8 protein-coding genes are annotated in these 15,150 nt (G+C 69.6%); 4 read left to right on the top strand and 4 right to left on the bottom strand.

Annotated elements, in window-relative coordinates:
• The first annotated feature begins 16 nt into the window (after positions 1 to 16).
• The 3 genes from H4O13_03955 to H4O13_03945 all read left to right on the top strand — a co-directional run bounded on the left by H4O13_03955 (position 17) and on the right by H4O13_03945 (position 4,297).
• Positions 17 to 991: a peptidylprolyl isomerase gene (locus H4O13_03955; GenBank protein ID MBE5314537.1), complete on the top strand. Its 975-nt coding sequence runs from the start codon at positions 17 to 19 to the stop codon at positions 989 to 991.
• A 130-nt stretch (positions 992 to 1,121) separates the two neighbouring features.
• Entirely contained in the window at positions 1,122 to 2,837 is a 1,716-nt protein-coding gene (locus H4O13_03950; GenBank protein MBE5314536.1) for a DUF1800 domain-containing protein, read from the top strand.
• The gene (locus H4O13_03945; protein ID MBE5314535.1) at positions 2,834 to 4,297 is read left to right on the top strand and encodes a DUF1501 domain-containing protein; all 1,464 of its coding nucleotides are present in this window, start codon (positions 2,834 to 2,836) and stop codon (positions 4,295 to 4,297) included. Before H4O13_03950 ends, H4O13_03945 begins: the two co-directional genes overlap by 4 nt.
• Positions 4,298 to 4,327: 30 nt before the next feature.
• Here H4O13_03945 and H4O13_03940 read toward each other — a convergent pair whose 3' ends face one another.
• Both H4O13_03940 and H4O13_03935 read right to left on the bottom strand, forming a co-directional pair.
• On the bottom strand, positions 4,328 to 5,788 hold the full coding sequence (locus tag H4O13_03940) for a serine/threonine protein kinase (GenBank protein MBE5314534.1): 1,461 nt from the start codon (positions 5,786 to 5,788) through the stop codon (positions 4,328 to 4,330).
• A gap of 81 nt (positions 5,789 to 5,869) precedes the next feature.
• The gene (locus H4O13_03935; GenBank protein MBE5314533.1) at positions 5,870 to 7,282 is read right to left on the bottom strand and encodes a deoxyribodipyrimidine photo-lyase; all 1,413 of its coding nucleotides are present in this window, start codon (positions 7,280 to 7,282) and stop codon (positions 5,870 to 5,872) included.
• A gap of 143 nt (positions 7,283 to 7,425) precedes the next feature.
• On the opposite strand from H4O13_03935, the gene H4O13_03930 reads away from it, so the two are divergent.
• Positions 7,426 to 8,388, top strand: a complete 963-nt coding sequence (locus tag H4O13_03930) for a DMT family transporter (protein MBE5314532.1) — start codon at positions 7,426 to 7,428, stop codon at positions 8,386 to 8,388.
• A 31-nt stretch (positions 8,389 to 8,419) separates the two neighbouring features.
• Here H4O13_03930 and H4O13_03925 read toward each other — a convergent pair whose 3' ends face one another.
• Both H4O13_03925 and H4O13_03920 read right to left on the bottom strand, forming a co-directional pair.
• Positions 8,420 to 11,620: a diguanylate cyclase gene (locus tag H4O13_03925; GenBank protein ID MBE5314531.1), complete on the bottom strand. Its 3,201-nt coding sequence runs from the start codon at positions 11,618 to 11,620 to the stop codon at positions 8,420 to 8,422.
• 181 nt (positions 11,621 to 11,801) lie between these two features.
• Entirely contained in the window at positions 11,802 to 15,125 is a 3,324-nt protein-coding gene (locus H4O13_03920) for a diguanylate cyclase (protein MBE5314530.1), read from the bottom strand.
• Positions 15,126 to 15,150: the final 25 nt, after the last annotated feature.

Raw genomic sequence — 15,150 nt, 5'->3', positions numbered from 1 at the left:
GAGGATGACCCGAGCCATGCTGAATCGCTTCTGCTTCGCCCTGCTCTGCCTGCTGCCCATCGCCGCATTCGCCCAGAGCACGACCAATCCGCGCGTGCTGCTGGATACCGACCGCGGGCCGATCCTGCTCGAACTCGACGCCGTGAACACGCCGAGGACGACGGCCAACTTCCTGTCCTATGTCGATGACGGCAGCTACAACAACACGCTGGTCCATCGCATCGTGCCGAATTTCGTGGTGCAGGCCGGCGCTGCCGATGCGCGCTTCCAGGCCATCCGCGCCAAGCCTTCCATCGTGTCGGAACGGCGCCCCGCGCCCAGCAACCTGCGCGGCACGCTGGCAATGGCGCTGGCCTCGAACCAGTTCACCGGTGCGGTGCAGCGCGACTCGGCGACTTCGAGCTTCTTCATCAACACCCGGGACAACGCCCAGCTGGATCCCGACTTCACGGTGTTCGGCCGCGTCATCCACGGCATGGCCCTGGTGGACCAGCTCAATGCCGAGCCGATCTTCCCCAACAGCACCGACTCGCCTGTGCGCTACCCGCTGATCAAGCGCGCCGTGCGCACCAGCGGCTTTCCGATCCTGCCCCTGCATTCAGGTTCGTGGTACGACCCGGAGAAATCGGGCCGCGGCATCGTGCTGGAAATCGCGCAGTCCGCGCCGGGCACCGCCAATGGCGACCAGCCGCTGATGGTCGTGTACTGGTACGACTATTTCGAGGGTCGTCAGGTGTGGATGAATGGCGCGGTGCCATTCAGCTGGGGCGCCAGTGAAGTGACCGTGCCGCTGCAGATCACCAACGGCGGCCAGTTCGGCGCTGCGTTCGCCCCGCCCCAGGTGCAGACGAACCGCGACTGGGGTCGCCTGACGGTGCGCTTCACGGCGTGCGACCGCGGTCAGTTCCGCTTCGAGTCCAGCTATGGCAACGGCGAGTACAGCTTGACCCGCATCACGGTGCCCACCACGGGCCGCTGCAACGCCAACTGACAGCAGCATGCGTGACAAAGACGGGGTCGTCCGCCAATCCAGCGGACGACCCCGTTCGTCGTTTTGCGCTTGTGCGGGCCGGTCGCAGCGCTAGGGTTGGGCTTCACGTTTATTCACAGTCGAGCCAGCCATGGCCGCGTGCGTCCCGCATTCCCGTCGCGTTCTGCGCTGTCTGCTCACCGCTCTGGTGATGCTTGCGATGGCGGCGACCGCACCCGCCTTCGCCCAGCGCATCTTCGCCAGCGGCTTCGAGCCTTTCGCGCCGGAGTCAGACGCCGAAGCCGCGCGCTTCCTGACCCAGTCCACGTTTGGCACGCGGCTCACCGACATCCAGCGCCTGCGCCAGATCGGCTACGAGGCCTGGCTGGACGAGCAATTCGCCGCACCGGCCTCGCGCCAGGTGCCCTATCTCGACTACGTGGTGGGCCTCGGCGAGCCGCTGTACCAGAACGCGCGCATGGAGGCCTGGTTCCGCAACGCCATCACCGGTCCGGACCAGCTGCGCCAGCGCGTCGCCTATGCGCTCAGCCAGATCCTGGTGGTGTCGGACGCCAACGGCCCGCTCGAAATCGAGCCGCGCGCGGTGTCGGTCTACTACGACCTGCTGATTGACGGCGCCTTCAGCAACTACCGTGCCCTGCTCGGCCACATCACCCGCAGCCCGTCCATGGGAAGCTATCTGAGCATGCGCGGCAATCGCCGACCCGATACGGTGCTCAACATCCGCCCGGACGAGAACTACGCGCGCGAGATCCTGCAGCTGTTCTCGATCGGCCTGGTGATGTTGAACCCCGACGGCACGCCCGTGCTGCAGGGCGGGCAGCCGGTGCCGAGCTACAACCAGTTCAACGTCAAGACTTTCGCCCATGTCTTCACGGGCTGGAACTTCGGCAACTGCTCGGACTTCGAGTTCTGCGGACCCGGCTGGCCCGAGGCGGTCGGCTGGACGATGCCGATGCAGCCGTTCGCCAGCTTCCACCACGCCGAACCGGACGCCGACCCCGACAACCAGCAGCTGCTGCTGGGCGTGACGCGTCCCGCCGGCGGCACAGCGAACAGCAATCTCGACTTCGCGCTGGACAACATCTTCAACCACCCGAACGTCGGCCCCTTCCTGTCGCGGCGGCTGATCCAGAACCTCGTCACCAGCAACCCTTCGCCGGCCTACATCGCGCGCATGACCGCGGTGTTCAACAACAACGGCCAGGGCGTACGCGGCGACCTGCGCGCCCTGGTGCGGGCGATCCTGATGGATCCGGAAGCGCGCAGCGGACACCTGACGATGCCGCAGCGCTTCGGCAAGGTGCGCGAGCCGCTGCTGCGACAGACCCATCTGTGGCGCGCTTTCGGTGCCGCCGCGGCCAACGGCCGCTACGCGGACTGGAACCCCGAGTCGCACTTCAACCAGGCGCCCAACCGCAGCCCCTCGGTGTTCAACTTCTACCAGCCCGACTACCGCCGGCCGGGCGAGCTGACCCAGCTCGGGATGTATTCACCGGAGCTGCAGATCGTCAACGAGGTCTTCGTCACCCGCACCGCCAACTGGCTGTATGGCCAAACCGAACGCCACTACGCCGGCAACAACTTCAATCCGAATCCCGACGCGCGCACGGTGATGATGGACTTCAGCAATCTGTGGTCGCTGGCGACCTCGCCCGCGCAGCTGATCGATCATCTGAATGTGCTGCTGATGAGCGGGCAGATGTCGGCGCACATGCGCGGCGTTGTGCTGGCCTACATCGAGAGCATTCCCTACATCGGCTTCGGCGACAGCGGCGGACGACAGCGCGCTTGGGAAGCCGTGCATCTGATCATCACCTCGCCCGAATACCAGGTGCAGAAATGAACCGTCGCGACCTGATCCGCCGCAGCCTGCTGGCCACGCTGGGCGGCGCCAGCCTGTACTCGCAGTTCGGCAACCTGCGCGTGCTGCAGGCGGCTGCGCTGGACAACTCCGCCATCGCCAAGGGCAGCGACTACAAGGCGCTGGTCTGCATCTTTCTCGACGGCGGCAACGACAACGTCAACACGGTGATCCCGCGCGACAACGCGTCGCATGCGACGTACGTCAACGCGCGCCCGGGCCTCGCCCTGCCGCTGACAGCGCTCGGTGCCGGCACCCACCTGAACCCGCAGACCGCGCAGTCGAACGGCCGCCAGTACGCCCTGCATCCCGCCGCCGCCCCTCTGCGCGATCTGTTCGAGGCCGGGCGCTGCGCGATCGTCGCCAACGTCGGCCCGCTGATCGAGCCGGTGACGCGCGCCACATTCCAGAACGGCAGCGCGCGGGTGCCGCCGCAGCTGTTCTCACACTCGGACCAGCAGGTGTTCTGGCAGACCTCACGGCCGGACATTCCCGACAAGATCGGCTGGGCCGGACGCATCGCTGATCTGCTGCAGGCGCAGAACCCCAACCCGCAGCTGTCGATGAGCATCTCGCTGCGCGGCCACAACTTCCTGCAGACCGGCACGAGCGTGCAGCCCTATGCCATGGGCACGCAGGGCGCGGAGGCGCGCAGCGGCTACCTGCAGGAGTTCAACGCCCCAAGGCGCGCGGCGATCGATGCGCTGCTGAACGGCCCCTTGAATCACCCCATGGAGCGCGCCGCCGCCCAGATCCAGCGCCGCAGCCTCGACAACTACGCGCTGGTGACTTCGGCGCTGGCGGCGAATCCGCCGCTGGCCACGCCGACGCCGACCCTGCCCACGGGGCTCGGTCTGGTCGCGCCCACGGCCTACCAGCGGCTGGTCGGCCAGCTGCGCATGGTCGGGCGGATGATCCAGGCCCGCGCGCAGCTCGGCCACCGTCGGCAGGTGTTCTTTGTCGGCGTCGGCAGCTACGACTTCCACGACCGCCTGCTCGACGACCACCGCGACCAGATCGCGGCGCTCTCGCATGCCATCCGCATGTTCCACGACATCACCGTCGAGCTGGGCGTGCAGAACCAGGTCACCACCTTTACCGCCTCCGACTTCGGCCGCACCTCCTCGGCCAACGGCGACGGCAGCGACCACGGCTGGGGCGGCGAGCATTTCGTCATCGGCGGCGCCGTGCGCGGCCGCGACATCTACGGCGAGATGCCGGGCCTGGTGCGCAATGGCCCCGACGATGCGGGCTGGGGCCAGATCATTCCCAAGCTGGCGGTGGACCAGTACGCGGCGACGCTGGCGCGCTGGTTCGGCGTCAGCGAGTCGCAGATCAACGAGATCTTCCCGGCGCTGGGCGGCGCGGTGCCGCGCTTCGGTCCGGCCACCGGCGGCTACGTCGCTACGTATCGCGATCTGGGCTTCATGCTGCCGGGCTGATCGCGGCCGCACGACCGCTCTGCGAGGCCCTCAGCCGCCCGCCTGCCCGCGCTCGGCGCGTGCCAGCAGCGCCTGCAGATCGGCGCTTGCGGGCGCTGCGGTCAAACCCTTCCGCGCGTTGGTGGCACAGGCTTCCCACAGGCTGCGATCGCACAGCTTTCCCGCGTTCTCCCGATAGAAGCCCGCGATGCGGGCGATGCCGGCCTCGGCGCGGGCGTTGCCGGGCTCCAAGGCCAGCACCTGGCGGTACAGGCCCAGCGCCGAATCGTCGTCCGGGTAGTCGAGTCGGCGCCCGAGATTGCCAGGCTGGGTGCCGTAGTCGAGGTAGGCATCGGCCTGGGTCAGCAGAGACTCCACTTCGCTGAGATCGGCCGGCAGGGCAATCGCAGGCGCGACGCTCGAAGCGGCACTCGATCCGACGGTCGCCGGCGTTTCGGCAGGTGTCATCGGCGCAGTCGACTCGCGGCCCGCGCCCCACAGCAGTAGGCCGACCACCACCGCGCCGACGAGACCTGCAGCGAGCGCCAGCGGCACGCGCCGTCGCGAGGGTGTCGGCGTTCGCCGGGTGCTGGAGGACATCGGCACCGTAGCCGCGCTCTCGACCGCGATCCGGCGCGCGGTGTCGTGGCGCAGCAGCTGGGTGGCCTGCCCCTTGGGCATGCGCGCGCGCAGCCGTTCGAGCGCCTGGATGAAGACCTCACCGCTGGCGTAGCGATCCTGCGGCTGTTTGGCCATGAGGCTGTCGATCGCCGGCTGCAGCCAGGCGAACTCGCTGGGCAGGATCGGCACCGGCTGGGTGATGTGGGCAAGCGCCACCGCGAACGGATCGCTGCCGTCGAAGGGCGGTCGGCCGATCAGCAGCTCGTAGAACATCACGCCGAGCGCGTAAAGATCCGAGCGACCATCGACCGGCTCGCCGCGCGCCTGCTCGGGGCTCATGTAGTCGGGCGTGCCGATCGAGGCGCCGGCCATGGTGGCCGTGGACGTGGTGTCCATCGCCTTGGCGATGCCGAAGTCGGCCAGCACCACGGTGCCGTCGGCCTTGTAGAGGATGTTGCTGGGCTTGACGTCGCGATGCACCACGCCCTTGTCGTGCGCGTAGTGCAGAGCGCGCGCGACATCCGCCACCACATCGAGGATCTGCGGCACGGTCAGGCCGCGATTCATCAGATCGCGCAGGGTGCCGCCGTCGATGTACTCGGCGGCGAGGTAGTACACGCCCTCGTGCGAGCCGATGTCGAACACGGTGACAAGGTTGCGGTGCGAAAGCTTGGCGGTGATCCGCCCTTCCTTCAGGAAGCGCTCAGTGAACTCGCGATCGGCCGCCAGCTGCGGCGACATCACCTTGAGCGCCACCTCACGCTCCAGCGATTCCTGCACGGCCAGATAGACCGAGGCCATGCCGCCCGCACCGAGCGGTCGCAGAATGCGGTAGCCCGGCACCCGCAGACCGCCGCCGCTGCCGGGCTTGTGGATGAGGGTTTCCTGCACGCCGCGCTCCGCGATCGACTCGATGCAGGGATTGTGGGCACGGCGCGCTTCCGCTGTCACGCCGCACACAGAAACCGGGCATCAGGCGCGCATCGCCTTGTAGGCGGCCAGCGCGGCCTCGCGGGAGGCCTTCATGTCGACCACCGGGCGCGGATAGTCAGGCGCCAGCCGACGCTGCAGGTCGGCGTGCTCGAAGGGCGCGTACAGGGCCTTGTCCGGCAGGCGGGCCAGCTCAGGCACCCACTGGCGGATGTAGCTGCCGCGGGCGTCGAACTTCTCAGCCTGACTCATCGGATTGAAGATGCGGAAATAGGGCGCAGCGTCGGCGCCGGTGCCGGCGCTCCACTGCCAGCCCCCGGTGTTGTTGGCCAGATCCGCATCCACCAGGGTGTCCCAGAACCAGCGCGCGCCGTGCAGCCAGTGCAGGCGCAGGTTCTTGGTGAGGAAGCTGGCGACAATCATGCGCACGCGGTTGTGCATCCAGCCGGTGTGCCAAAGCTCGCGCATGCCGGCATCGACGATCGGAATGCCGGTGCGGCCGCGCTGCCAGGCCAGCAGCTTTTCGTCCGCCGCATTCCAAGCGAAATGCTCGAACTGCGGGCTCAGGTTTTCGTTGGCGGTTTGCGGAAAGTGGAACAGCAGATGCGCGTTGAACTCGCGCCAGCCAAGCTCGCGGATATAGCCCTCGACCTGCTCGCCGGCGGCGGCTGGCCAGGCCTCGCGCTGCAGGCGGCGAATGACCTGCGCCGGGGTGATCTCGCCGAAGTGCAGATGCGGCGACAGCCGCGAGGTGCCGGCGCGGTCCGGCAGATCGCGCTGGCTGACATAGCTCGCGGCCGCGCCTTCGATGAAGGCCTCCAGCGCTTCGTGGGCGCCGGCCTCGCCGGGCGCGAAGCGTTCCCAGAAGCCCGCGTCCCAACCGAGTTTCGGGGCGAGCTTCAGCGCCTCGATCGGCAGCGATTCAACGGCGGGCGGCTCGGGCAGGCGCGCTGACGCCTGAACCGCCGCGCCGACCTCGACGCGCGGCCGCGCGTTGCGCCAGAACGGGGTGAACACGCGGTAGGGTCCGCCGCTGCCGGTCGTGACCTCGTCGCGCTCGAACAGGGTGGCGCCGCGGAAGCTCTCGGCGCGCAGGCCGGCGGCCTTCAAGCCCGCCTTGAGCGCGGTGTCGCGTGCGATCACCGCAGGCTCGTAGCGCCGCTGCCAGTATACCGACTCGGCACCGCAGTCGCGGGCCAGCTGCAGCAGGCTGTCGAGACTGCCGCCGCGGCGCACGACCAAGCGCGCGCCGCGCGCGCGCAGCTCGGCATCCAGCGCCTGCAGCGAGCGCTGCAGCCAGGCCAGCGAGGCCGCGCCCGGCGCCCACTCGCCTTCTTCTTCGGGCGCATGCACGTAGACGAAGACCGGCGCCTCGCCGCGCTCCAAGGCAGCGGCCAGCGGCAGATGGTCGGACAGGCGCAGATCGCGGCGCAGCCAGATCAGGGCGCGGGGCATGGGGGCACTCGCTGGGTCGGGGGCGCGGAGTGTCGTGCAGGCAGCGTGAGCGGGGCAGCAAGGGGCCGCGGATGTGGCCGGGCCGACATGAAACCTGCGGCTGTCGCGCGCCTGCGCCGGTTCGATCCGGCCGCGTACTCGCTATGCTGCGCGCCCTGTCTCCGGCCCGGATCGTCTTGAACACGCCCTCCTCCGCCGCGCTGAACCACCGCAGCGGCCTGCTGCTCGCCGCAGCCGGCGCCGTTCTGTTCTCGGCCAAGGCCATCCTTGCCAAGTTCCAGTACCGCTACGGGCTCGACGCACTCGACGTGCTCGCCCTGCGCATGCTGTTCGCGCTGCCGCTGTTCGCTCTGCTGGGCCTGCGAGAGCGCCTGCGCGGGCCGGGGCCGACGCTGACATCGCGTCAGCGCTGGGCCCTGCTGGTCCTCGGCCTGCTCGGCTACTACCTGTCTTCGCTGCTGGACTTCTGGGGCCTTCAGTACGTGCCGGTCTCGCTGGAGCGGCTGATCCTGTTCCTGAATCCCACCTTCGTGCTGCTGATCGGGCTGCTCTTCCTCGGCCAGCGCGTGAGCGGCCGGCAGTGGCTGGCGATGGCCGTGAGCTATGCCGGCATCGTGCTGGTGCTGATCGAGAACCTGCGCGTCGAAGGCAGCCACGTGCTGTTCGGCGCCCTGCTGGTGCTGGGTGCGGCGATCTCGTACGCGCTTTACCTCGCGGTCTCGGGCGAGCTGGTCAAGACCCTGGGCACAGCGCGCCTCGTAGTCGCCGCGATGACGGTGTCGACCGCCGCCGTGCTGGTGCACTACCTGCTGCTGCGTTCGCCGAGCGAGCTGCTCGGCTTCGCGCCGGCGGCTTACGCGTGGGCGCTGGCCAATGCGTTCTTCTGCACCTTCCTGCCGGTCACCTTCACCATGGCGGCGGTGCGCCGCATCGGTCCTGGCACCGCGGCCCAGCTGTCGGTGATCGGCCCGGTCTCACTGGTGTTCCTCGGCGCATGGCTGCTCGATGAGCCGGTGACTGCGCTGCAGATCCTCGGCACAGCGATCGTGCTGGGTGCGGTCTACCTGCTGACCCGGGCCAAGCCCGCCGCGACTGCGGCCGACTGAACGACTGCCGCCTCCGCTGCCGGCAGAGACGCTAGACCCGCTCAAGCTGCTCGGCGTCTTCGATCAGGGCGGCGAGTGCGTCTTCCATCGGCAAGCTGCTGACCAGCACGGCGTCCGCTGCACGCAAGCGCTGCGGATCCGCCCAGTGCTGGGCCCGACCCGGGACAGCGTCGGCATTCGTCGGAAACACACCCAGCCAGGCGTTGCGGCCGGCGCGCTTGGCTGCATAGAGCAGACGGTCCGCCAGATCGACGACTTCCTCCCAGTCGGCCACGGTGGGCAACTCCGGCACCAGCGGGAAGGGGGCGAAGCCGATGCTGGCGGTACAGCGCACCGCGACGCTGCCCTCCAGCACGAAGGCGCGGTCAGCGACCAGACGGCGCACGCGCTCGGCAAGCTCGGCCGCATGCGCGCGCCCGGCTTCGCGTGCGACCACCAGAAACTCCTCGCCGCCCCAGCGCACCAGGTGATCGGAGACCCGGAACACCTCGCGCAGGCGCTGAGCGAACTGCACCAGCACAGCGTCGCCGCCGGCGTGACCGTACTGATCGTTGATCGACTTGAAGTGGTCGATGTCGATCAAGAACAGCACCATGCCCGAGCCCGCGGGCTCAGACTCCAGCGCCGCGGCTTCGAGGCGCCGCAGGCACAGCGCGACTTCCTTCGGCAACTCCTGCATGGCAAAGCGGCGATTGCTGAGGCCGGTGAGCGCATCGGTCAGGCTGGCCCGCTCGTACTCCTGATTGCGCAGCTGCAGTTCGGCCGAAAGGGTCTGTAGGTCGGCGGTGCGCGCCTGCACTTCGGCCTCCAGACGGTCGCGCGCGCGCAGCAGGCGCCGCTCGCGCCAGCGCACGACCGCCACCACCGACAGCGCCAGCAGCAGGATGCCCGCCAGCGCGGCCGGTACGGTCTGCCACCAGTTCGGCAGCACCTGCACTTCGATCACGCGTGGTGGCGCAGCGAAACGGCCGTCGCGCGTGCTGCCCTGCAGTTCGAGCCGATAGTGACCCGGCCAGAGGCCACCAAAGCTGGCCTGCCGTGCGCCCGCGCTGAGGTTCACCCAGTCGGGGGCGGCATCCAGCAGTCGGTACCGGTAGCCGAGGAGTTCCGGCGCGCTGAAGTCGAGCGCCGCGAACTCCAGGCTGAAGCCACGCTCACCCGGCTGCAGCGTGATCCGTTCGGCCAAAGGCCCCAGGGCTCGCGGCTCGCCATCGATGCGCAGCTCGGTGGGCACCAGCGGGGGCACGAAATCCCAGGCCCTGAACCGCTCAGGCCGCACCACCAGCAGGCCCTCGGTGGCGCCGAAGACAAAGCGCCCGCCCGACAATCGCGCATACGAGCGGAACCAGCCGGTACCGACATGCGCACCATCGGCGCGCCCCAGCCGGTGGAACTCGCCGCTGGCCGGGTCGTACATGAAGCGATGCGACCAGATCCGCCCCTCGGCGTCGTCCAGCAGGTTGGCGCCGAAGGCGACCCCTGCAAAGCCGTGGCGCACGCTGATCGGCTCCAGCGCGACGCGCTCGCCATCGGCCTCAGGGCCGAGCATTCGATGCAGTCCGGACGCGTCGATCCACAGCCGGCCCTGGGCGTCCAGCAGCAGGCCGAGCACATCGGCGCTCAGCTCGACGCCGTCGACGGTCATCGGCCGCCGCTGCAGGCTCTCGCCGGCGGCATCAAGCCGGAACAGCCCGCTGCTTCCGGCCACCCAGCCGCCCTCGGCGTCGAACACCAGCGCATTGATCGAACCGCCCACGCGGCCACCGTCGGCGCCCGCGAGCCGCAGCAGCTGTCCGTCCGGATCGCGCCGGAACAGCCCGTCCCCGGTCGCGATCCACAAACGTCCATCGGGCCGCGCCCACAGCCGGCGAATGGCCGCACGCTCCAGGAACTCCGGGCCGCTGGCCAGGGCGAAGGCCCGCTTGCCGGGCTCGCGCACAAACAGGCCGCGCTCGGTGGCGACCCACAGCCGGCCGTCCTCGGCCTCGACCAGCGCGGAGGGCTGCTGGCCGGCAAAGGCGCCGAGGCTGGGGTCGCCCTCGCGCAGGAATTCATGGATCGCGAGGTCAGCGTCGAGCCGTACCAGGCCGTTCTGGGCGACGCCCACCCACAGGCCGCCCTCGCGATCGGGCGCCAGCGTCAGCGCGCTGAACTGGGTGAGCGGCGCATCCGACAGCGGGTCGAAGCGCCGCGACTGCAGGGCGCCCGAGCGCGGATCGATGCGCTGCATCCCGCCGCCGAAGCTGCCGCTCCAGATCCACCCGGATCGATCGAGCAGCAGATCGCGGATCTCGGCATTGGCCAGCGACAGGCTGTCGACGGCGCGCGGGCGGATGCGCTCGCGCAGTTCCCCGCTGACGCTGTCGAACACATCGATGCCGCGGGCGTGGGCCAGCCACAGGCTGCCGTCGCCGGGCTCGACGGCGGCGTTCATGCCGGTGCCACGCCAGCGCTGCACCTGATCCGCCCGGGGCGGCTCGGCTCGCTCCGCCACTTCGGCGGGAATGCGTGCCATCTGGCCCTGCTGGGCGCCAACCCAGACGTCACCGCTGCGCGCGACATGGATGCCGCGAATGGTGGTGTTGGCGAAGCCTTCGGCGTCGTCCGGTGCGGACAGCACGCGCTCGACCGTGTCGCTGCCCGGACGCAGGCGCCCCAGGCCCTGCCAGCTGCCGATCCAGAGCGTGCCGGCGCGATCCACGGCCAGCGCTGAGATGCGCGCGTCCATTTGCAGGCCGCCGGCATCCGCTGCGATGAAGCGGCTGACGCGACCTTCAGGCTCGATGCGGCCCAGCCCGTTGCCGGTGGTGCCGACCCAGATCACGCCATCCGGTGTCTGCGCCAGCGCACGTATCGCGCCGGCGGGCAGACCGTCCTCGCGTCCGGGCTCAGACTGGAAGCGTCGGAACCGATCGGCGACCGGGTCGTACACGGCCACGCCATCGCTGTACGTGGCAAGCCACAGGCGGCCGTCGGCGCCGGTCAGCAGCTGCTGGATGCGATTGCCCGGCAGGCTGCCGGGGTCCTCGGGCGCGTTGCGATACAGACGGAAGCGGTAGCCGTCGTAGCGCACCAGGCCGTCGGTGGTGCCGATCCACAGCAAACCCTCGCCGTCCTGGGCCAGCGAGGTGATCACCCCATCCGGGATCTGCTCGATGTTGCCGACCGCCTCGAAGGCACGCGGCGCGGCGACCGCCACGACCGACAGCAGACAGAGCAGCAGCGCGCTCAAGCCACGCAGCCAGCCTGATGCTGGGCGCCACCTCTGCCCGTTTCGGGGCGCGTTTGCATTCGGGCTGAAGGAACGGGTTGGAATCACGAAGACATTCAGACGCGCTGGGGCTCGGCAACTCTACAAGCGAAGCGCATGCCAAGCCCAGCGTCCGCGGGCCGACGGGCGTAGGAGGCCGCGTTCATGCAGTCGCGCCCGCGTTTGCCGCCAGGGCGTCGGTCACCCGGTCCATCGGCAGGTTGCTTTCGATGCGCACGTCGCCGGCTTCCACGCGCGCCGGGTCCGCCCAGTCCAGGGAGCGCGCCGGCGCGCCCGATTCACGCTCGACGAACAGGCCGACCCAGGCATCACGCCCGGCGCGTTTGCCGGCCAGCAGCAGCCTGTCGGCGAGGCTGACCGCCTCGTCCCAGCGCGCCGAAAAGGGCGCGCGGGGCATGATCGGGAACGGCACGAAGCCCACGCTCACGGTCAGCGACAGGCTGCGCCCATCCTCCAGCGCGAAGGGCTTTCCGGCGATGCGCTGCCGCAGTCGCTCGGCCAGGCCGACCGCCGCAGCGCGATCGGCCTCGCGGGCGACGATCAGGAACTCTTCGCCGCCCCAGCGGATGAGGTGGTCCGAGCTTCGACAGACCTCGCGCATGCGCGCTGCGACCTCGCGCAGCACGCTGTCGCCAGCGGCGTGGCCGAAGTCGTCGTTGACCCGCTTGAAGTGATCGAGATCGATCAGGAAGAACACCAGCGCGCTCGGCTGCGCGATCGCGCCTGACAGCGGCCGGCGTTGATACAGCGCAGCCTCTTTCGGCAGCTCCTGCTCGGCGAAGCGGCGATTGCGCAAGCCGGTCAGCGCGTCGGTCAGGCTGGCCTCTTCAGCGGCGCGCGAGCGCTTCTCAAGCTCGACGCTCAAGCGCTCCAGCTCGGAGGTGTGTGCATCGACCTCCGCCTGCAGCGCCTGCCGCAGCCGGTCCAGACGTCGACGCCGCAGCCGCACCATGCCTTCGATCAGAAAGACCGCCAGCACCGCCAGCGCCGCCAGAACCAGCGGACGCTGCCACCACGTCGGCTGTACCTGCACCGACAGTTCGATCGGCGCCTCCTCGTACTGCCCCGCGCGATTGCTGGCCTGCACCTGCAGCCGATAGCTGCCCGGCAGCAGGCCGCCGAACGCCGCGACGCGGGTCTCGGCGGCGACCTCGATCCAATCCTCGTCGCTGCCCTGCAACCGATAGCGGTAGCGCAACAGCTCGGACGCGCTGTAGTCCAGGGCTGCGAACTCCAGCGAGAAGGCGCGATCGCCCGGAGCCAGCATCAGTTCACCGCCGCGCGGAGAGAACGGCCGCTCCACGCCATCCACGCGCAAGCCGGTGAACACCAGCGGCACTTCGCCGGCCGCGGCATCAAAGCGCGCGCTGTCGACGATCAGCACGCCCTGGTTCATGCCAAAGGCAAAGCGCCCGTCGGCGAGACGCGCATACGACCGGAACCAGCCGGAGCCGGCCAGCGCCCCTTCGCGCAGCCCCAACGGATACAGGCGGTCCGCGCCGGGGTCGTACATGAAACGCTGCGACCAGATGCGACCACGCGCGTCATCCAGCAGATTCGCGCCGAAGGCCACGCCGTCCTGCCCGTGGCGCGCGCTGATCGACTGCAGCCGCGCGAAGCTGCCGTCGAAGTTCTCGAGCTGCATCAGGCCACCGGCATCCAGCCACAGCTGTCCGCGCGCGTCGACCAGCAATCCCAGCACATCCAGCACCCGCAGCCTGCCATCCACTTCGGTGCCCACAGGCTCGAGGTGCACCCCCTCGGTATCCACTCTGAACAGGCCGGAGGCGCCGCCCATCCAGGCGCCGCTGTCGTCGAAATGCAGCGCGTTGACCGCGCCGCCCACGCGCGCACCCTCACGGGTGGCGAGACGGGCGATGCGGCCGTCGGCATAGCGCAGGAACAGCCCGTCGCCGGTGCCGATCCAGACTCGGCCGTCGCCCCCCGGCCAGATCCTGCGGATGACCTTGCCCTCGATGAAGTCCGGCGAGGTCATTTTCTGCGGCAGGGATGCGCCCGGCGCTCGCCGGTACAAGCCGAGTTCGGTGCCCACCCACAGCGCGCCCTCGGCGTCGCTGGCCAGCCCATGCAGGAACAGACCGGCCAGGCCTTGCTCAGGCGCATCGACCAGCGGCAGGGTTTCGCGGATGCTCAGCCCGGCGTCCATCCGCACCAGGCCGAAGCCATCGACCGCGCCCCAGAAGCCGCCGTCAGCCGTGGCCACGAGGCTCGATACGCTGAGGCGCTGCAGCGGCGCATCGTGATCCGTATCGAGGCGCCGCGACAGTATCGGCGCATCGCCAGGAAAACTCCTCAGCAAGCCGCCGCCAAAGCTGCCGACCCACAGCCAACCGCTGCGGTCGAGCAGCATGTCGCGCACGCCCAACTCGGTCATGCTGTACGGCTCGTCGCGGCGGTTGCGGTAGGTCGCCAGATGACGCCCCTCCGGCGTGAACAGCTCGATCCCTCGGCTGTGGCCGATCCAGACCCGACCGTCGTGCGTCTGCACCGCACCGTTCAAGCCGGCGTGCGGGAAGCTCAAGGTCTGCGCAGGCAGATGGGTGATCGTGCCCGCGGCGAACCCCGGCGGCAGCCGCAGCAGCCGGCCCTCCTGGGTGCCCACCCACAGTGCTCCATCGGCCGCCGAAAGCAGGCCGCGGATCTGCACGTTGTGCAGGCTGTCGTTCGCCTCCGGCTCGGAAAGCGCGCGCTCGAAACGCTCGCTGCCGGCACGCAGCAGGGCGAGGCCGGCCCAGCTGCCCACCCAGAGATTGCCCTGCGCATCCACCGCGAGCGCGCTGATGCGATCGTCGGGCAGCCCGACCCAGGTGTCGGCGCTTTCGTACACGGTGATCCGGTCGTCGGCTGCGATCCGCCACAGCCCCAAACCTGAGGTGCCGACCCAGACCGTACCGTCCGGCGTCTGCGCGAATGCGCGTGCAGGCGCGGGCCCGGGAACGCGCGGCAGGCTGGCGGGATCACGCGGTGGCGTCAGCTGGATGAACGCGTCGCGATCCGCGTCGTAGCGGGCAACGCCCTGCGCGTACGTGCCGACCCAGAGGCGACCGTCGCGGTCGGTGAACAGGCGCTCGATGCGGTTGCCGGGAAGACTGTCGGGCGCATCGTGGACGTGCCGATACGGCTTGAACCGGTAGCCGTCGTAGCGCACCAGGCCCTCTGTGGTGCCGATCCAGAGGAAGCCGTCGCCGTCCTGCGCAAGGCCGGTGATTACCCCATCGCGCAGCTGCTGGTCGTCGCCGACGCGCTGGAACAGAAGGCGAGGTGCCGTCTCGCCGGGCGCCTCGACGCCATCGGCGGCGAGAGCAGCCGGCCCGCTGCCGACGGTGAGCAGGGCCAGCATCCACGCGAGGCCACGCGTCCACGCGAGCGAACGCAGCGCGGTCGTGAGCCGACGCCGCAGGTCGCCCGGGGAGCCGATTGGCCCGCGGGATGTGTTGACGATCACGGCCTCTCCGGGCGCTTGCAATCGA

The sequence above is a fragment of the Lysobacterales bacterium genome, from assembly GCA_014946745.1.
Taxonomy (GTDB): Bacteria; Pseudomonadota; Gammaproteobacteria; order Xanthomonadales; family Xanthomonadaceae; genus Aquimonas.
Note: the sequence above shows the minus strand (reverse complement) of the source record. Positions and strands in the feature narration are given on the sequence as shown.